The organism is Microbulbifer sp. (assembly GCF_036563125.1).
Lineage (GTDB): Bacteria > Pseudomonadota > Gammaproteobacteria > Pseudomonadales > Cellvibrionaceae > Microbulbifer.
This window is the reverse complement of the sequence record NZ_DATCMV010000098.1, coordinates 1-19,627: the sequence shown is the minus strand read 5'-3', so window position 1 is coordinate 19,627 and position 19,627 is coordinate 1. Positions and strand designations below refer to the sequence as shown.

11 protein-coding genes are annotated in these 19,627 nt (G+C 60.7%); 8 read left to right on the top strand and 3 right to left on the bottom strand.

Annotation, left to right across the window (positions count from 1 at the left end; genetic code table 11):
• Positions 1–103 precede the first annotated feature (103 nt).
• The 4 genes from VIL80_RS07970 (at position 104) to VIL80_RS07955 (ending at position 4,059) form a co-directional block, all read left to right on the top strand.
• Positions 104–472 carry a DUF2750 domain-containing protein gene (locus VIL80_RS07970; RefSeq protein ID WP_332035587.1) on the top strand — a complete coding sequence of 123 codons (369 nt, stop codon included), beginning with the start codon at positions 104–106 and terminating at the stop codon, positions 470–472.
• Positions 473–572: 100 nt separating this feature from the next.
• Entirely contained in the window at positions 573–959 is a 387-nt protein-coding gene (locus tag VIL80_RS07965) for a VOC family protein (RefSeq protein ID WP_332035586.1), read from the top strand.
• 28 nt (positions 960–987) lie between these two features.
• Positions 988–1,920, top strand: a complete 933-nt coding sequence (locus VIL80_RS07960; RefSeq protein ID WP_332035585.1) for an SDR family oxidoreductase — start codon at positions 988–990, stop codon at positions 1,918–1,920.
• A gap of 114 nt (positions 1,921–2,034) precedes the next feature.
• Positions 2,035–4,059, top strand: coding sequence for an SLC13 family permease (locus VIL80_RS07955; protein ID WP_332035584.1), 2,025 nt, complete (start codon positions 2,035–2,037; stop codon positions 4,057–4,059).
• On the opposite strand, the gene VIL80_RS07950 is transcribed toward VIL80_RS07955, so the two are convergent.
• Positions 4,056–4,502: a CBS domain-containing protein gene (locus VIL80_RS07950; RefSeq protein ID WP_332035583.1), complete on the bottom strand. Its 447-nt coding sequence runs from the start codon at positions 4,500–4,502 to the stop codon at positions 4,056–4,058. The two genes, VIL80_RS07955 and VIL80_RS07950, sit on opposite strands and share 4 nt — an antisense overlap.
• 751 nt (positions 4,503–5,253) lie before the next feature.
• On the opposite strand from VIL80_RS07950, the gene VIL80_RS07945 reads away from it, so the two are divergent.
• Both VIL80_RS07945 and VIL80_RS07940 read left to right on the top strand, forming a co-directional pair.
• Entirely contained in the window at positions 5,254–5,736 is a 483-nt protein-coding gene (locus VIL80_RS07945) for a hypothetical protein (RefSeq protein WP_332035582.1), read from the top strand.
• Between the two features lie 236 nt (positions 5,737–5,972).
• On the top strand, positions 5,973–8,102 hold the full coding sequence (locus tag VIL80_RS07940; RefSeq protein ID WP_332035581.1) for an EF-hand domain-containing protein: 2,130 nt from the start codon (positions 5,973–5,975) through the stop codon (positions 8,100–8,102).
• Positions 8,103–8,156: 54 nt separating this feature from the next.
• On the opposite strand, the gene VIL80_RS07935 is transcribed toward VIL80_RS07940, so the two are convergent.
• Positions 8,157–9,467 carry an NAD(P)/FAD-dependent oxidoreductase gene (locus VIL80_RS07935; protein ID WP_332035580.1) on the bottom strand — a complete coding sequence of 437 codons (1,311 nt, stop codon included), beginning with the start codon at positions 9,465–9,467 and terminating at the stop codon, positions 8,157–8,159.
• A 247-nt stretch (positions 9,468–9,714) separates the two neighbouring features.
• The gene (locus VIL80_RS07930) at positions 9,715–12,069 is read right to left on the bottom strand and encodes a slr1591 family oxidoreductase (RefSeq protein ID WP_332035579.1); all 2,355 of its coding nucleotides are present in this window, start codon (positions 12,067–12,069) and stop codon (positions 9,715–9,717) included.
• 348 nt (positions 12,070–12,417) lie between these two features.
• Here VIL80_RS07930 and VIL80_RS07925 point away from each other — a divergent pair, with 348 nt between their 5' ends.
• Positions 12,418–17,907 carry a DUF748 domain-containing protein gene (locus VIL80_RS07925; protein ID WP_332035578.1) on the top strand — a complete coding sequence of 1,830 codons (5,490 nt, stop codon included), beginning with the start codon at positions 12,418–12,420 and terminating at the stop codon, positions 17,905–17,907.
• 73 nt (positions 17,908–17,980) lie between these two features.
• The coding region (locus VIL80_RS07920) for an aconitate hydratase (RefSeq protein ID WP_332035577.1) at positions 17,981–19,627 on the top strand (1,647 nt) is incomplete at its 3' end.

Here is a 19,627-nt window from a genome sequence, read left to right as displayed (position 1 = left end):
GTCTGCGCCTGGAATGCAGGAGTGCCCACAACACTGCGCAAGATTCTACTTATCCCGCCCAATCTGGCGTAAACTCCCAAAATCATTTTCAAGGCAAGCCGGTATGGAATTGGAACCACTCGGAGACGATTTTGAGGAAAACTGCGACCGCTTTCTGCCGGAAGCGGTAGACCAGGGGTGCGTTTGGGCGCTGGAAGGGGAAGAGGGGTTCGCGCTGTGTGAGTCCGAGACCCGTCCCGGTACCGACGTCATGCCCTTCTGGTCCCAGCGGGAATTCGCCGAAGCGCATATCGCCGACGACTGGGCCGATTACCAGGTGGTCGCCATCGACCTCGAAGAGTTCATGGACGACTGGCTCACCGGCATGCATGACGACGTACTGCTCGTCGGCATCAACTGGAACGACGAACTGGAGGGGGAAGAGATCGAACCCCTCGACCTGCTCGAACAGCTGGAACAAGAACTCGAATAACGCCAGCGGGCTGCGCAAAAATCAAACAAAAACAATGCGGCGACAACGATCTCGGAATGCGCCGCCACACCGGAAACAAATCTCCAAAGGGAGGTCTGAGGTGAGTCAGTTTTCAGGGGTACAGAGCGTCATCTACGGCGTCGGTAATCTGGAAGAAGCCAAGGCGTGGTATACCACCCTGCTGGAAGTGGAACCCTACTTTGACGCCGAGTTCTATGTCGGCTTCAACGTCGGTGGTTTCGAACTGGGGCTGAACCCGGACGCGCGCAACGTGACCAGCCGTGCAGATGGTGTTGTGGCCTACTGGGGCGTTGCGGATATCGCTGCCCAGGTCGAGCGTATGAACGGCCTCGGAGCGCGGCAACATGGCGAAATTGTCGACGTGGGCGAGGGCATACTCATGGCGAGTTTCCTCGACCCCTTCGGCAACGTCTTCGGGTTGATCCAGAATCCCCACTTCAAACTGACACCAACCCCGTCCGAATAAGACCGAGCGCAGTTTTGGAGCAGTAAACGTGAGCAAGCCCCCCGCCAAGCGGTTCCGCCCCTCCGATCAGAGTTTCGCCGCTGAAAGCCTGGCGCAGATCGGTCGCGGTTACGTGGTCCCGGACCGGGTGGCGCTGATCACCGGCTGCTCCAGCGGCATCGGTCGCGAACTGGCACTGGCGCTGCACGCCCGCGGCACCATCGTCATCGCCACCGCCCGTCGCGCGGAGAGCCTGCAGGAACTGGCGGATGTGGGCATCGCTACCGAGGCTCTGGATGTCAACAACCAGGCCGACATCAACCGCGTGGTACACGCCATCAAGACGGCCTACGGGCGCCTGGATATCCTCGTCAACAATGCCGGCTACGGCCAGATGGGGCCGTTGCTGGAACTGGATACCCGCGCGCTGGAAGCCCAGTTCCGCACCAACGTATTTGCACCCATGGCTCTGTCCCGGGCCTGTGCGCCGCTGCTGAAGTCCCGCCGCCACGGGGTTATCTGCAATATCGGTTCCGTGTCCGGGGTGATGCCGACCCCGTTCTCCGGCGCCTACTGCGCCTCCAAATCCGCCCTGCATACCCTCTCCGATGTGCTGCGCCTGGAGCTGAAGCCCTTTGGTATCCGCGTGGTAACCGTACAGCCGGGAGCCATCGCCTCCGAATTCGGTCGCCACGCTGAATCCTCCCTGCGAGGTATTCTGGCGCCGGATTCCTGGTACAAGCGCAGTGAAGACCATGTGCGCGCCCGCGCCGTGGAATCGCAGCAAAACGCCACCCTGGCGCGAGATCTGGCGCGTGAACTGGCCGCCGAACTGCTACGCAAACGCCCCGCGCCCCTGCTCAGAATCGGCAATAAAAGCAGTTTGCTGCCGTGGATGGCCCGCTGGCTACCCCGCTGGCTGCGAGACCGCTTGCTGGCAAAGCGCTTTGGTTTGAAGCGACTGCAGTTCTCCAATCAATAGCGGAAACGAATTTCTGCTCCGAGTAGCGCCCACTGCGCAGCCACAAATCCACTATGTTTGTGGCTAGCCCACTGATTTTCTGCGGGCAAAACAGCCTCGGATTCCCGCCCTTCTATGACTTTCGACCAGATCGTTATTCTCGCCATTATTGCCATCACCATCGTGCTGTTTATCTGGGGCCCCTGGCGCCACGATATGGTGGCACTGGCGTCTCTGCTGGCCTGTGTGTTTACCGGCCTGATTGAACCCGAGGATGCCTTTACCGGCTTCGGCCACCCGGCGGTGGTGACCGTGGCCTGCGTGCTGGTTTTGAGTCGCGGACTGCAGAGCACCGGGGCCATGGATGTGCTGGCGCAAAAGGTGGTTCCGAAGAAAAGCGGCGTCACCCTCGCGATCGGTACACTCACTGCCCTCGGCGCGGGTATGTCCGGCTTTATGAACAACGTTGGCGCCATGGCACTGCTGATGCCGGTGGCGACAGATCTCGCCGACCGCTACGAGCTGCCACCGGGGCGGGTGCTGATGCCGCTGTCTTTCGGCACCATTCTCGGCGGTATGACCACGCTGATTGGCACTCCTCCTAACCTTATCGTCTCCGGCTTCCGCGCCAGTGCCGGCGCCGGCAGTTTCGGCATGTTCGATTTCACCCCGGTGGGGCTGGTGGTGGCGCTGGTGGGGGTGCTGTTTGTGGCACTGATCGGCTGGCGGTTAGTGCCGGCGCGCACTCAGGTGGGGGCGAATACGTTCGAAACCGGCACCTATCTCACCGAGGCTCTGGTGGGGGAAAAGAGCGCCGCCATCGGCAAGTCGCTGGTAGAACTGGTGAAAATGATCGGTGACGAAGATGCACAGGTGATTGGCCTGGTGCACAACAACGCGCGGGTATCCACCGCCATGCCGGGCCTGCGGGTGCGCGCCGGGGATTTACTGGTAATCGAATCCGAGCCGGAATCCCTGTCTGCTGTGCTGTCCAGCCTCGGGCTGACCCTGGCGGCGGACCCGGCCAATGATGAAAAGGAGAAAAAGGACAAAGACAAGGGTGACAAGGAAGCGAAAGCTGACGGCGCAGAACAGGGGGAAGACAAAAAAACGGCGGAGATGAAAACGTCGGCCTCCACTCTGCACAAGGATGTCGACCTGAGTACAGTGGAAGTTCCCCCCGAGCTTGGGCGCACCGGGGAGGCCGCGCAAAATGTGGAGGAAGCCGGGGACAAACAACGAGATGGCGAGCGACGCGCGGAGCAGCGAAAGGAGACGGAAGAGAAGCGCGCCCGCGATCGCGCCGAGGTGGTGATGCGGGAGCTGGTGGTGCTGCCCGACTCCTACCTGATCGGGCGCACCGCGCAGAACCTGCGCCTCGCCGGTCGCTACGAGATCAACCTGCTGGCACTCTCCCGCCAGGGCCGCCGCTCGGTCAAACGCTTGCGCTCGACGCCGTTGATGGGCGGCGATGCGCTGTTGATGATGGGGACAGAAGACAGCCTGCGCAATTTTGCCAATGAGCAGCGCTGTGTACCGCTGGCGCAGCGGGATATCACCATTCCCAACAAGGAAAAAGCCTACGTGGCGCTGATTGCCATGGCGCTGGCGGTGGCGGGCGCGGCATTTGGCCTGTTGCCGGCGGCGATATCCTTTGCCACCTGTGTGCTGGCGTATATGGCGCTGAAGGTAGTGCCACTGCGCAATGTATATGAGTCCGTGGATGGCTCGGTGATTGTGCTGTTAGGGGCGCTTATTTCGGTGGCACAGGTGATGGAGTCCAGTGGGGCGGCGGATGTGGTGGCGAAGTCGATGCTGGATACGGTGGCGCAGGGCAACCCGGTGGTGGCGCTGGTGCTGATACTGGTGGTGACAATGACGCTGTCGGATTTTATGAACAATGCGGCGACGGCGGCGGTGATGTGCGCGATTGCCCTCAGTGCGGCGGACCAGCTGAATGTAAACCCGGACAGCTTCCTGATGGCGGTGGCCATCGGGGCATCCTGCGCCTTCCTGACGCCGGTGGGGCACCAGAACAATACGCTGATCCTGGGGCCCGGCGGGTTCAAGTTTGGCGACTACTGGCCGATGGGGCTGCCGATGGAACTGCTGGTTATTGCGGTATCTGTGCCCATGTTGCTGTGGGTGTGGCCGCTTTAGGCCACATCGTCATCCGGTGTCGCTGCCAGATCTGCCAGGTACTTGCCGCAGAAACGCAGTGCGTCGGTGACCGTGACGATCCCCGCAAGATCGCCATCCTTCATCACCAGCACCGAGCCTATCCCGGTGTCTGCCATGGCCTGCAGGATTTTATCCAGCGGGTCGTGAATATCGGCGATGTAGGGGCGGCGAGCGCAGACATCGCGCACGTAGAGTTGCTGTTCCTCGAGGCGGTGGCCCGGTGACTGGACCCGCTCGATATCTCCGCGGGAGATGACGGTCTCAAGGTCGCCGTCACGGGTGACCGGCAGGTGGTGGACGCGGTGCTCCTCCATCAGCGCTTCGGCGGCCTCGATGGGAGCGTCTATGTCGATATGGTAGGGGAATGGCGTCATCAGTGCCGCCAGTGTAGGCATACGGTGGATATCCCGTACTTTGGCCATAAGCCTGGGTACTCCTTGGCAGGTTGCGACTCGAATTCGGACTCCGGGGCGGTGCCCGCTTGCGGTAAAACGCCCAACAAGAATAGAACGAAGACGGAATAATACCCGCTAAATAAAAAACTATTCGCCCTGTTGGCTATTTAGAGGCAAATCAGTATTATGCGCAGCGCCTGGCCAGAGGTCCCATTTTGGGGGTTCTTTTATTGGCGGGTTTTGGGTTTAATATCCGGGCCCGGGTTGAATAGCCGGCAACTGGCATTATCTATAGTCATATCTTTGGATCGTTATTTAATTGGACTATCGGCCTTATGCCGTTTTGGGTCGAACGTTTGATTATTGGTCCGGGCTTGCGTTGAAAGGCGCGGTATTTCGGCGAATCCAGATACCCTAATTGCTTATACGCGGGGTTAAATCCCAGCCAGTACGCCTGTTCAAATTGTATTTCTTTACAAAGAAAACGGTTGACGCGCCGATATTCGAGAAAGCGGGCAGTTTTACCTATCATTTGCTGCAATTCGAGTAATACGTTTTGAATCTGGCACTGAAAGTTCTGTTTGCGGCTATCTGTATATGGGCGCAATGCGACATTTCGGGCTTATATTTGATTGATTGATTCAGAACGGCGATTTCGAAACCGCGCCATCTATTCGGCGGGAGTTTTATCGGGATGGTCATCGTTGAAGCGGTGATTCATCGTTCAAAACGCACTATCAAAAACAGAAATTTTTATATATATCGAGGCTCAATATATATGTTCCAAGAATACGATCAGATCGAGCAGCAAATCGCCGAGCACCAGGCCCGAATCGAGGAGCTTCAGGAGCAGATGGCGAAGGCAGAGCGCAAGAAGCAGGGCGTAATCGCTTTCGACAAGGCGCTGGTCAATCTGGCGGCGGAATACGACATGGACGAGGAAGAACTGTACAGCGCGCGCGGTGAGCAGATCGTTGAGTGGCTGGTTGGTCAACTGGGCAATGATGATGCGCCGGACTACGTTCGCACCCTCAAGGCCCGCGTGGCCCGCACCCTGAAGCGTGACGCAGAGGCTCCCCGTCGCAGCGCCGGCCGCAAGGCCACTGCTGCTGCCAAGCCCGCGGAACCCAAGCTGGAAACCGGTCACTACCGCAACCCCTACACCAATGCCACCATCGAAAAGAAAAAGCGCAACCCCAAGCAGTTGAACCAGTGGGTTGCCGAGCACGGCCTGGAGAAGGTGCAGAGCTGGAAGATCTAAGCCCGCAGCATCCTGAATGATGAAAAAGCCCCCGGTAGTCCCAGCTACCGGGGGCTTTTTTGTTTTCGCGGTGCCGGTTTCGGGGACAATGTCGCTCAATTTGCGCCAATCGGAATATTCCGGCGCTAGCCGTTAAACGGGAGCGGGGCCTTTCAGCAATACTTTTGAAGCCGTTAATTTGTATTCGCGCGTTTACAGCGGCGGATTCGATGTTGAAGTGCGACAAGGAGTACCCCGTGCCAGTGAGGCTAGCAATACCGGGTGTCGACCGCTTTCCCACTGGGTACCAGTCCGAGCGACCGGTACTCAATCTGGTTTTGATCCTGTGTTTGTACCTTTGCCTGTGCCTCGCCCTCGGCGGATGTGGCTCCGGCAGCAAGTCCGACAGTGACCGTGCCCTCGGTAGTCGCAGCAGCTCCAGCAGCTCCGGAGGGGGCAGCAGTTCCAGTTCCAGCAGTGGCGGTGCCGTTGGCAGCGGCGCGGAATTGAGCGGCAAATTCTCCGGCGGCATCCAGGGCCTGTACTACGAGACGCCGAGTTTTTCCGGGCTCACCGACGCCGACGGCACCTATCGCTATCGCGACGGCGAAGAGGTGCGCTTTTCCCTCGGTGGTATCCAGCTCGGAACGGCGCTCGGGGCAGCGGATCTCAGTCTGTTCGACCTTGCGGGCAGTGCGCCTCTGACTGCGGAGGTGGATCTGCGGGTGGCACTGGAAGATCACCAGCGGGTGGATGCACTGGATCTCGTCTCCAACATAATGCTGTTGTTGCTCACCCTCGACCGCGACCAGGACCCCACCAACGGCATTGATCTCACCGACTGGGACGCGGACCTGGCCGACTACCGCGTGGATTTCGCCTTCGACCTCTATGCCTTTCCCTATCGCCGCGGGGTGGATTCGCTGCCCGCGATCAAGAGCGCCTTCGACATCAAGTATCAGGTGCCACTCGATGTCCCGCTGCTGTACCTCTACGAGGCACTCGGCATTGTGGTGCCGGTGCGGGTGCCGATCCGCGAAACCCGGGATTTCGCCGATGACGGCAGCATCGACCAGGACGTGCGCTGGGACTACAACAGCCTTGGCCTGCCGCGGGAAATCCGTCTCACGATCGTGCCGGACAGCAGCGACTACTGGCGAGAACGGCTGAGCCTGGAGTACGACAGTCTCGGACGCCGCGATTTCATGTTGCGGGAAACCGACACAAATCAAGATGGCTTCGTGAACTTCTTTTACCGCTCCGAGTTTTTCTACAGTGAGCGCGGCTTTCTCTATGAAATCCTCGAAGAAGACGGCCAGTTGGAGGTAAGCGATCGCCGGCGCTACCGATTTGAATACGACAACGGAGGCAACAATACGCTGTTCGTATTTGAGCAGGACAACATTGTGAACACCGGTGTCGTCGGCGTTGTCGATGGCATTCTCGACAATATTTTCCGCGTGCGCAGTCTGTATGACGACCGCGGCTTGCTGGAGTTGCGCGAGGAGGAGACCGACTTAAACGCCGACGGTCGTCTTGAGCGCCTTCAACGATTCGAGTTCGGTTACAACAGTGCGGGCCTGCTGGTCGAGCAGATTGATACCCTGGATAACGGCCAGACCATCGACATAGATGGTGTGGTGGATGTGCGCAATGAAGTCGGTTATCGCTACAGTGCCGCTGCGCGCTTGCTGAGAGAAATACAGCGCATCGATGACAACGGCGATGGGGTGGTGGATCGGGAAAATACCTACGACTTTGTCTATCTCAGCAGTGGTTTGTTGCGTGAGCAGACCTGGTCGTTCGATACGGATGCCGACGGCCGTGTGGAATCCCGGCGTATTTTTACTTATCGCTACAACAGCGACGCGCTGCTGACACAGGTAAAAATGGAGTTGGATAACGACGCCGATGGCAGCATCGAAGCCAGCGAAGTAACTGACTACCGCTACAACAGCCGCGGCCAGCTGCGGGAAACCGTCGTCGCCACCTTCAACGACGCCGGCGACCGTCAGAGTCTGCTGACGTTTACCCGTGTCTACGGCGCCCGCGGAGAATTGCTCGACTGGTATCGGGTCGGGGAGGGCTTCACCGGTACCACCAACACACTGCTGCACCTGCGCTGGCAGTACCTGCAGATCGACGACGGCCTGCGCTACCTGATTGACCACTACAGTTATCGCCAACCGGCGTATACGGAAATCGGGATCACCGATGTGTATTTGCCCTGTATCAACTACCGTTTCGCGGAAGCCGGCACCCTGTGTGCGGTGAGCTGGCCGCTGGAGTGGAAATTTCACTGGGCAGAAGTATGGAAGGCGCCGGGTGTCAATCTCGGTGGGCCTGTGGTCATCAGGCCCGGAGATGTGTTGCCGACCGCGTACTGAAACGCGTGTTTCCGCACGGGGCCGGCAATAGCGTTAGCGCACAGGGAATACCCGTCAGTGCATTTTCAGGCGTGGTTTGACGAAGCGGTTGGCCTGGCCGATGAGGTACAGCAGCATCGCCTTTGGCCAGCCGTGCAGCGCTGCGAGATGCATGCGGTACAACGAGCGGTAAGCGAGGCCGGCGAGGCGCCCTTCGATGGTGAGGCTGCCTTTGACCAGCCCGCCCATCAGGCTGCCCACCGCGTCGAACTTGGACAGCGACACCAGTGAGCCGTGGTCCTTGTAGGTAAACGGCTGCAGCGGTGCCTCTGGTTTTTCCACCAGATTGATCAGGTTGTCGCGCGCCGTCTTTGCCATCTGCTGGGCGGCCTGGGCGCGCGGCGGCACCTTGTGCTCCTGTGCGTCGATACAGCCGGCGCAATCACCCAGTGCGAAAATATTCGGGTCGCTTTTGCTGCGCAGGGTCGCTTCCACCTCGATCTGGTTCTGGCGATTCAGCGCCAGCCCATCCAGCTGCTGGAGAAAATCCGGCGCCTTCACACCCGCTGCCCACACGCGGATATCCGCGGGAATCTCCTCGCCGTCTTTGGTGACAAAGCCGTTGGCGTTTGCCTCTGCCACCTGGGTGCCGGTGAGCACCCGCACACCCAGATTGGTGAGCTCCTTGGCGGAACTGTTGCCGAGGCGCGGCGGCAGCGCCGGCAGCAGGTGCGGGCCGGCTTCGATCAGTGTCACCTTGAGGTCGCCGTTCTTGATGCGCCCGTAATGGCCCATCTCGTGCACCGCGTCCACCAGTTCCGCCGCCAGTTCCACCCCGGTGGCACCGCCGCCGACGATGGCGATCGCGACGGTGTCGCGCACGCGGTTTTCCAGCTGCAGGAAGCGATCGAGCAATTTGTTGTGGAACTTCTGCGCCTGTTCCGCACTGTCGAGAAACTGGCAGTTGTCGCGTACCCCCGGGGTGTTGAAATCGTTGCTCTGGCTGCCGAGGGCGATTACCAGGTAGTCGTATTCCAGTTCGCGCGCGGGCACCAGCGGCTTGCCGTCTTCACCGCATACTTCCGCAAGCTCAATGGTTTTTCCCCCGCGGTTGAGTCCCTGCAGGCTGCCCAGTTCAAAGTGGAAGCCGTTGGCGCGCGCGTGTACCTGGTAATTCAGAGCGTCTAGGCTGGAGTCGAGGGCGCCGGTGGCCACCTGGTGCAACAGCGGTTTCCAGATATGGGTGCGGTTCTTGTCGATCAGGGTGACTTGTGCGGCGGGGGATTTGATGCGGCGGCCAAAGCGATTGAACGCGAAGTGACGGCCGAGACTGGTGGCGAGCTGCAGCCCGCCGGCGCCGCCACCGACGATGACGATTTTTTTCATGACAGAGTTTCCTGTAGAGCTAAAAAATTCTGTGCTCTTCTCGTCTACCGCTGCTGCGGTGCGCTCTCTGTGATGACCTTACGGTTCTTGTTTGCGTGTTTTGGCTTTTGCCGACAGGCGGCCTTAGGCTGGGCCGCTGATGTCAGCGGCAGATATTACCGGGGCGGAGGTATTTCGCAATCAAAGAATGGTTACAGCGGAAATGATCTCCGCAACATATGGTTGGTGTGCTGGGTGCGCGGGAAACTCAGGAAATCATTTCCGTGTAGCGCTGGGCCATTTTTTTCCAGTCGCCACTGCGCGCCAGATAGACCGGTTGCGGTGGGCTGGCCTGCGGGTCACGACCCGCCGGCAGTTCATCCACAAAACCGATCACGGCGGCGTGGCGACAGCCGGCAGCGTGCAATGAGGAGATGCAGCTCTCTGCGTGCACAGCCGGTACCGACGCGAGCAGCCCACCGCAGGTCTGCGGGTCCACCAGCAGCGGCAGGTGCGGCTCTGTCTGCCAGGCGGCGGGGTTCTGCAGGGCGTTGTAGGCGCGCGTGTTGTGCCGGTGCAGGCTGGAAAACAGACCGCGCTCAGCACAATAAGTGGCGCCGGGGAGCAGTGGCAGTGCGTCGGCAAACAGGCTGGCACCGAGTTTTGGTTCGTACTGACCGCTGGACCGGGCCGGCGAAACCGGGTGGTTGCCGTCCCGCCACTGCAGCATTTCCAGCAAGTGGCCGAGCAGGCCGAAGCCGGTGATGCCGGTGAGTGCGCTGGCGTTGTTATGCGCGAATATTTCCGCGGCGCTGGCGTTGCTCTGCAGCATCACTTCCAGCGCCTGTTGCAGCCAGCGGCCGCGGGCCCGGCCCTGGCCCTCGGCGGCAAACAGGGTGCCGATGCCCAGCGGCTTGGTCAGGATCAGGCAGTCGCCAGCGCGCATATCCGATTTGTTCAGCAACTGCTGGGGATCGGCAATACCGCTTACCGTCAGCCCCAGTTGCAGCTCCGCGCCCTCGGCGGTGTGGCCGCCACTCAACACGCAGTTGTGCTGGTTGAGTTCACGCACCGCGCCGTCCAGCAGTTGCTGCAAATCGCGGGCGATGAGTTCTGGTGCTGACAGCGGCAGGGTCACCAGCGCCTGTGCGGTGACCGGTTGTGCGCGCGAGGCAAATAGATTGGAAAGCGCGTGTAGCGCGGCCAGGCGCCCGAACAGCCAGGGGTCTGCCACCGGAGCGCGCAGCTGGTCCGAACTCTGTACCAGCAGTTTGCCCGCTGGCAGCTTGATTACCGCGGCATCGTCGATCAACAAGGCGGACTGCTGGTGGGGCGGGCCTGCCAGAGCGCGGTGCAGGATATCCGCGCTCACCTTGGCACCACAGCCGTTGCTGCGCACCCCGGCGACACTGTGGCTGTTGCGCTGGCTGAGTCCGTGAAGCGCGGGGCGCAGCAGTTTTTGCAGTGACTTGGATCGCGGTTGCGAAGTCCCGCTCGGCAGCGCCCGAAAGCGCGCGATAAATTTCCGGTCGCGGAGGTCTTTCCAGTGCCACAAGGCGCTTGCGGCAGCAGCGATGCCGCTGTGATTAGCCACTGCGCGCTGGCCACCGCAGGTGAGCAGGTTGAGTAAATCCCGGCGCGGCCGGTAGCGGGTGAGTGGTTGCTCCAGCAGGCTGGCGCGCAAGTTGCGATACAGTGTGTGCCCCTGGGCTAACGCATGCGCGGCGGATTTCGGAATGGGTGTGTTTACCAGGCTGGCAACGTCGCCGGCGGCGAAGATAAATGGATGGTTGGTGCGCAGGTATTCATCCACCTGTACAAAGCCGTTCTGGTCCAGCGCCAGCCCGGATTCGGCAAGCCACGGCGGGGCCGCGGCCTCGGTGCACAGCATCACCTTGTCCATGGGCAGGAACTGCCCCTCGTCGCCGTGCACCCCGCGGTGGGTGATTTCCGTCACCCGCCAGTTGCGATGCACATGTACCTTGAGCCGGCTCAATTCCCGCGCCACCAGTCGGCGTGCCAGCAGTGGGTATTCCGGGGGCAATTTGTTGCCGGTACTAATCAAGTGGATTTCCACGCGGCCGCTGTAAACCGGTTCCTCCAGTGCCCAGGACATGGCCATGGCGAGCTCGCAACCGCCGGCACCGCCGCCGACTACTCCCAGGCGCACGGGTTGGTGCACGGTCTGAATCTGTTGCTTCAGCTGTTGCCAGTGGTGGTGGAAATGGCCGACGGGTTTGACCGGAATAGCGAGCTCCGAGCCGGTGATGGCGCGGCTGGGGGTGGCGCCCACGTCGAGGGATAACAGGTCGAATTCCAGATCCGGTCTTCCCAGCAGGGAGACGCGGTTGTTCTCGGGATCTATCTGATGCGCGCAGGCCTGGATAAAACGGGCACCGGCGGCGCGACACAGACGCGGCAGGTCGATGTGGATATCGCTGAAACTGTAATGGCCCGCCACCATGCCCGGCAGCATCCGGGAATAGGCGCCCAGTACCTGTGGTGATACTAGGGTAAGGCGCACTCCCGGTAGCGGATTCTGCGCCCATTTCTGTAACAACATGGCGTGGCTGTGGCCGCCGCCGACCAACACTATGTCCTGGTAGTGTGGATGCTCCTGCATGGTCTGATCACCTGAATAATTCGCCGTTCCCGGACTGCCTGAATACTGTGACCGTTTTGCCGCAGCTACGATCCCACCGGGGCATCGCGCACGGATCCGTACCAAGTTGATTGAGGTGTAAACAGTGTAACGGTGCGCAGCGTTTTAGCACGGGTCGGACGCCCGCTTTTGAGGCATGTGGCGTCTCAAATAATAATTCGGAGCGGAACGAGCACTGCAAACGACATAAAAATTGTGCGATGAAAATTGGGGCGACAACTTGCCAATGGCGGCTGGTCTTTAATGTAGGAGGCGCACGAGCGATAAAAATACGCGGTGCGCGCGAATTATTCAGTGCGCCGAGCTTAGATGTCCAAACACCAGGAAACGGAACCCGCCGAATACAGAGGAGCCCGCCGCCTGTTGTGGCTGCTGGTGTTCTTTTTGCTTTTGCTTGGCGCGTTGAACATTTTTGTCTCCGCTGTGTTACCAGGTGCGGTGCAGCGCTGGCTGCACGAGCGCGGTTTGGAAGCGCAGATCGAATACCTGAATGTTTCCCTGCCGAGCCTGCGCGCACATCTTCGCGGCGTGCGCGTACACAATAAATCCGACCGCGGTTTTCAAGTGGGGGAGGCCACCCTGGGCCTCAGCTGGTGGCAACTGCTGCGCGGAAAAATTCACGTCAAACTGGTGGAGCTTGAAGACGTCTACATGGATCTGGAATCCGAGCCGGGCGAGCGCGGACGGATATGGGAGATCGGCGGCTGGCACCTGGGGGAGGGGGAAAAGAAACCAAAGAACTGGCGGGTGGACCTGACATCCGCGAGAGTGCGCAGCGGCGTGGTCTGCTACCAGCACAAACCCGAGTGGAAAACCCCCACCTGCGTGCGCCTGGGGCAGGTGGAACTGGACGATTTCTTTGTCAGTGGATTCCGCGAGGCGCAGGAACCGCTGCGTTTCGCCATCGGCGCCGACGAATTCACGCTCGACAATCTGCTGGTGTGGGACGAACAACCCCAAAAGCAATCGCCTTCGTCACCAGGTGCGCAGGCCCAGGAGCCCGGTGAGGGGGATATGACCCGCTCACCGGGCGAAAATCCCACGGTGGCACTGGTGCAGCTCCGTACCGGCGCGATCCGGTTTGAGCGCCCGGGTAACCAGCTCAATGTGGCAGAGGCCGCTGTGCGCAAATTTGCCGGCTGTCCGCCGGAACGCTGGGCGGAGGCGGTGCCGGGCTTGCAACGTATCACTGGCCACTGCGCCAGCGCGCGGCGCCTGCAGGTGCGCGGCCCGGCGAGTTTTTCCTTCGGCAAGCAGTCTGAAATCGCCTGGTACCGGGTCAACGGCCAGGACGTCCGCCTGCGTTACCGCAACCGTCGCCAACCCAACTGGCACGCACAGACCATCGCGATCAACGATTTCGATTTCCTACGTGAGGAGAAATCCCTCACCTGGCAGAGCGTCGGTGCCAGTGGCTTTTCCTGGTGTCCGAATCGCCTGCGCAGTAGACAGCATCACTACTGCCTGAGTGCCGGCAGCCTGCGCCTGCCCCAGCCCACGCAAATCGGGTGGCGCGATGGTTTGCAGGTGGAACTGGCCGAGGCGAGCCTGGATCAGGGCACGGTGCTGGATCTGGAGGCATCGCGCCCGGCCAGCAATCCCCTCAACACCAGCGGCCTGCGCCTGGGAGCGCTGCGCTACCAAAATAACGATCGCCGTCTCGAACTCGAACAGCTGTCACTGGAGGGCGCGGCGGGCTGCGTGCCGGGACAGTTGTGGGGGCGCAAGGATCACTGTGTGTCCGTTGCCGGTCTGAAACTGTCGGAAAATTTCGCACTGCAGTTTCCGCGCAAGCTCGCCGCGGACAATGGCCCGGCACAATCCTGGCGGCTGGAGAGTGGGCCGCTTGAGTTAGCCAAGTTCCAGATGCGCGAGGGCGGTGGCGATAAAAAGACGACAGCCGCAGACGGTTCAAGCGACCCTTCCAACCTGCTGCTGACCCGGCTCAACTGGGCGCGCGCGGAGATCGCGCCCGGCGAACGGCACTACCTGCTGGAGGACGTTGCACTGGGCCGACTGGGTGGCTGTGTGCCCGACGGCTGGCTACCTCAACGGTTGTCTCCGCTGTGCGCGCGATTGTGGCAGTTGCAGGGACGCGGCAATTTCATCCTCGATCTGCAGGAATCCCCCTACCTGGTGCTGGGCGAGCTGCGGCTGGCGACACTGCTGTTGTCGGATCAGTTAAGCGCAGACCCGGCACAGCAGACCGGCCTGGCCCTGAACGAGCTTTACACCGGTAACGGCTTCTTCCGTATACGCCGCCAGGCGCTGCAAGCGGGTGAGTATTTCGCCAGCGGCGACGCGCACTGGTGGGGCGAGGCCGAAAGTGCGGCAGCCGGCGCGGTCGCGGGGGAGGATGCCGATGGTGCGGAAAAGGGCCTGTCGCCGGAGGAATTGAAGGCCGCGCGCGCGGCATCGGAAGCGGCTGCCCGCGCGGCCATCGGCAGCGCCATTGTGACGCGGGAAGCCGAGCTGGAACTGTCCTCGCTGTCGCTCACCAGCCTGGATGGTTGCCTGCCCTCGTCCTGGCAGGTGCTGCTCGTATCCGGCAGCAAGAGACGCCCGGAGTGCTTTGCCGTACACCAGTTGCGCCAGCAACAGCCGCTGCAGCTGCGGGTGGAAAGGATCGCGGACGGTAAAAATGACGGAGATAACAGCGTCGGTGGCCTGCAGCTGGGCTTTTCCGCCGCGGAACTGACTCTGGAGCGCGCCGATATCACCAGTGCCAACGATGAATCGCTGCTGGCAGTGGCGCAACTCAAACTGCCGCAGGCGGATATCCGCCTGCAGTCCCGGCCGGCGCACGCGCGGTTACAGCTGTCCGGTGCCGAACTGGACAAGGCTGCCTTCTGCCTGAACCCCACGCGCTGTGTGGATGTGACGACACTGCGCACCGGTGCGCGCTTTGCGCTGGATTACGCGCCCGCTCATTTCAATGCGGATCTCAACGACCTTGTGCTGGCACACTTTTCCTTGAGCGGTGGCGAAAATCAGCTGTCCGCAGAAATCGACCAGCTCGAAGGCAAGTCACTGCAGGTCAACCTGCCGCGCCGGCCTGGCGCCAGCGCCGACTGGAAGCTGCAGCAGCTGCAGGCCGATAACGTGGAGGTGTGTTGGCCCAGTAGTGAAAAACAACAGGGCGAGCAACAAGCGCGCGATAAGTCCGCGCGCAGGCTGCCGCGCTGCGTGCGCGGCGAGGGACTGCACTCCGAAGGCTCGGGAGTTGCGCTGGCGCAATTGGCGCTGCACCGGTCACTGGCCGATCCAGCCCAGTTGACGCTGGGGCGCTTGCGCGTCGAAAAACTGGGGGTGGCACAGTACGGCGGTCCGGGGAGCAACCCGGTGCAGCTGAACCTGCACAACCTGCTCCTGGATACGGCGAATGGCTGCGGCCTGAACGACTGGCTGGCGGCGAGCGGCAGTAATATCGCGCGTTGGGGCGGTTGCCTGTCATCCGGTCAACTGCACCTGAGTGGCGATAACCTGGTGCGCCTGGGGGCTGGGCAGGGAAATGAGGATCGAATACAGCTCGGTCCACTACAGGCTGCTGATCTCCAGCTGGTACCTGCTCCGGGCAAAGCGCCGACGTTGCAACTATCGCAACTGGCGTGGCAGTCCCTGGGCTGGCCCGGCGGAGCGCGCCTCGAGGTGGAAGACCTGTTCGCGCAGGGTTTCTCCGGCTGTCTGCCGCCCTTGACGCCAGTGACCAATCGCGACGCTGACAGCGAGCCGGCCTGCATTGATATCGGTTTGTTGCAGGTTGCCGGCACACAGACCCTGGCGATGGGCGAACCTCTAAGACTGGACGGTGAAGTGACGGTGGAAGACTTCGCGCTGCGCCACGGGGATCGCCAGCGCCTCGGCTTTACCCGGCTCGGTTTAAATGGATTGGCGTGGTCCGCCGGCGCTCTGGAACTTCAGCAGGGAGAATTATCCGGAGTCAGTGGTTGTCTGAGTCCATTCAAGCTCGGGGGCAAGTCTCTCGCGCCCTGTTATGAAGTCGGACGTATCTCCATAGGCAGCGAACATAAATTGTTGCTGGGTGATCTACCTGCAGGCAGAACCCAGCGTCACTTCCGCAATTTTCGCGTGGAAGGGCTGCGCATGACCCAGGCGGGCTTCTCTTCGGGGCTGCCATCGGAACTGCTACAGATCGAGAGCCTTGAAGCCGCCGAGCTGGGATTCGGCGCCCGCGAGCTCTTCAGCGAAAACCTGTTGCTGAAAAATGTGAGCAGCTGTATTCCCCGCGGCTATATCGACGGTATCGATGTCTGCTTCAATCTGCAGGAGCTGCTTGCTACCGGTCATTTTGATATTGCCGCACGCCGGCTTGAACTTGCGCAGGTGCGACTGGATCAGTTAAAGGTGCAGGATACGGACGGCGATCGCTTGCTGGAAACGGAATACGCCGATGCCCGCGCACTTACCATTGCAAAAGACGTGTTCCGTCTGCTCTATCTGGAAATAGCCGACGGCAAGCTGTTTCACCGCGACGAACGCGCGCAGGACTACGCCAACCATCCGTGGAATACCGAAATTGAATTGCTGCGGCTGGATCAGTTTGAATATTTTCCCGCAGAAAAAATTCTCAATATTGACACCATCGATCTGATCAAGCCCCACAGCATGCTGGCCCGTGGACCCGAGGGAGACCTGGGAGCCTGGCAGCGCTTTCGCAGTGAAACTCCTGCGCTGAATCGCTATCACTTTCAGCGTGAGGACATTGCGCAGAGAGCCAACCGCTTCCGCTACCGGGTGCGTCAGTTAGTGGTGGATCAGGGACGATTTCTCTGGCTCGATAACACCTACGACTACCAGGCCATGCTGCCGGTGCATCGTGTGAATATGCTGTGGCGTGGTCTCAGCAACTACAATGAAGACCCACCGGCGTTGATGCTTCTGAGCGCGCGCCCCGGCGGTTTTAGTGAGATGCACCTGTCCGGGCAGGTCAATCTGCTGGAAAACAACCACTGGGACGCGTCTTTGCTCGGCTATGTGGAAGGCGCCAACCTGATCCCCGCGACCCCTTATATGGCTGCGCTGCTCGGCTACAAAATTCTGCAGGGCCAGCTGAATGCCGTGGTGGACATGAAAGTGGAGGATAACCAGGTCGATGCACTGGCCCAGATGGAACTCCAGAAAATCAAGGTGCGGCGGGTGCGCGATTCCGACCACCTGAAAGTGAAGCGGAGCATTATCCCACTGAGCCTGGCACTGGCATTGCTGAAAGATGGCAATGGCGACGTACGCTTCAAAATGCCGGTCACCGGTGACCTCTACGATCCGAAATTCAACTTCAGCTTTATCTTCAGCGACCTGTTGCAACGTGCGATCCTCGAAGCGCTGTTTGCCTATTTCACCCCGGTGGGTGTTTACAGCCTGGCGAAGCTCGCGTGGGCGCGTTTTCGCGCACCGAGTTTTTCGGAGCTGGAGTTCGCCCCCGGCAGTGATGAGTTGAGTGCCTCCGCTACCGCGAGCCTTAACAGCATGATCGAGGAAATGCGCGACAATCCCAGGGCGCGTCCGGGAATCTGCGCTGTGGCGACGGTGCCGGATCTGGAAAATATGTTCCCGTATGAAGTGGACGCGTTACGTGCCAGCCGCGAACAGCGCGAGGCGTTTTATCGCGACCCACCGCGGGGGCTGCGCGAAGAATTGCTGGAGCTTTCCAGTCGTCGCAGTCGCCAGGTGCAGAAATTCTTCATCGACGCCGGCCTCGACCAGAAAGATTTTATCCAGTGCGCCCCGGACTATATTGGTAGCGACTTCGGTGCGCCGCGGGTGGAGTTCTCCAATTGAAGTGGAATGCATCAGTAAGCAGGTAAAACCGGGGAACAGGTAAACACACGAAACCATTGCGGGGTCGCCGGCCATGGCAAAAAATCTGACACAGCAACTGATCGAGCGGCATCTGGTCAGCGGTCGTATGCGCGCGGGAGAAGCAATACAGCTCAGGATCGACCAGACCCTGTGCCAGGACGCCACCGGTACCATGGTGATGCTGGAACTCGAGGCCCTGGGTTTGGTGGAGGTCAAAACCGAGTTATCGGCACAGTATGTGGATCACAACCTGATACAGGCGGATTTCAAAAATGCCGACGACCATCTGTTTTTACAGAGTGCCGCGCGTAAGTGGGGGTTGTGGTTTTCCCGCCCGGGCAACGGTATCAGCCACGCGGTGCACATGTCGTGTTTCGGTGTGCCCGGCAAAACCCTGTTGGGTTCCGACAGCCACACCTGCGCCGGTGGCTCCCTGGGAATGCTGGCGATGGGCGCCGGCGGCCTGCAGGTGGCCCTGGCGATGGCGGGAATGCCTTACTCCCTCATCATGCCGGAAGTCATCGGTGTTGAGGTCTCCGGTAAACTGCCGCCCTGGGTGAGCGCCAAGGACGTGATTCTGGAGATGCTGCGGCGCTACGACGTGAAGGGTGGCGTCAACAAGATCTTCGAATATTACGGTCCCGGCCTCGACAATCTCTCCGCCATGGATCGCCACGTCATCGCCAATATGGGCCAGGAGATGGGTGCCACCGCCAGCGTGTTTCCGGCGGACCACCATGTGCGCGCGTTTCTGCACCAGCAGGGGCGAGAAAACGACTTCACGGAAATGAAGGCGGAAGAGGGGGCGACCTACGACCACCACGACAGCCTGGACCTCTCGCGTATCGAGCCGCTGATCGCCTGTCCGTCCAGTCCCGGCAAGGTGGTGACGGTGCGCGAAGTGGCGGGCCGGCCTATCTATCAGAGCTATATCGGCTCCTCTGCCAACCCCGGGCTGCGGGATTTCGTGGTGCCGGCAAGAATGGTCGATGGCCACAGGGTTCCGGAGCAGGTATCTCTGGATATCAATCCCAGCACGCGCCAGTTACTGGAGGAAATCAGTCGCAGCGGTGACCTGAACCGGCTGCTACAGGCGGGCGCGCGTCTGCACCAGACCGGCTGCAACGGCTGTATCGGCATGGGCCAGGCGCCAGCCAGCGGTCGCATCAGCCTGCGCACGGTGCCGCGCAATTTCCCCGGCCGCTCCGGTACCAAAGAGGACAAGGTCTACCTGTGTAGTCCCGAGACGGCCACCGCCAGTGCACTAACAGGAAAAATCACCGACCCGCGGGATATGGACATGGACTATCCCGTATTTTCCGAACCGGAAACACTGCCGGATATGCGCCCGCTGCTGCAGCCGCCGCGAGATCTTTCCCAGGAAATTCCGGTCGCGATTGAACTGATCAAGGGACCCAATATCCAGCCTCTGCCCGAGTTTGATCCCCTGCCGGAAAAGATTGCCGGGCCTATTTTGCTGAAGGCCGGGCACAATGTTTCCACCGACGAAATCCTTCCCGCGGGCACCGACATACTGCCGCTGCGCTCCAATATCCCTGCCATCAGCCGCTACACCTTCTCGCGCATCGACGACACCTTCTACAAGCGGGCAAAGCAACTCGATGGCGACAGCTTCGTGATTGGCGGGGAAAACTACGGCCAGGGCTCCAGCCGCGAGCACGCCGCAATCGCGCCGCGC

Excerpts from the sequence above, each read along its gene's own strand:
- VIL80_RS07970 (WP_332035587.1), top strand. The coding sequence starts at position 104 with ATGGAATTGGAACCACTCGGAGACGATTTTGAGGAAAACTGCGACCGC.
- VIL80_RS07935 (WP_332035580.1), bottom strand. The coding sequence starts at position 9,467 with ATGAAAAAAATCGTCATCGTCGGTGGCGGCGCCGGCGGGCTGCAGCTC.
- VIL80_RS07950 (WP_332035583.1), bottom strand. The coding sequence starts at position 4,502 with ATGGCCAAAGTACGGGATATCCACCGTATGCCTACACTGGCGGCACTG.
- VIL80_RS07930 (WP_332035579.1), bottom strand. The coding sequence starts at position 12,069 with ATGCAGGAGCATCCACACTACCAGGACATAGTGTTGGTCGGCGGCGGC.
- VIL80_RS07945 (WP_332035582.1), top strand. The coding sequence starts at position 5,254 with ATGTTCCAAGAATACGATCAGATCGAGCAGCAAATCGCCGAGCACCAG.
- VIL80_RS07955 (WP_332035584.1), top strand. The coding sequence starts at position 2,035 with ATGACTTTCGACCAGATCGTTATTCTCGCCATTATTGCCATCACCATC.
- VIL80_RS07925 (WP_332035578.1), top strand. The coding sequence starts at position 12,418 with ATGTCCAAACACCAGGAAACGGAACCCGCCGAATACAGAGGAGCCCGC.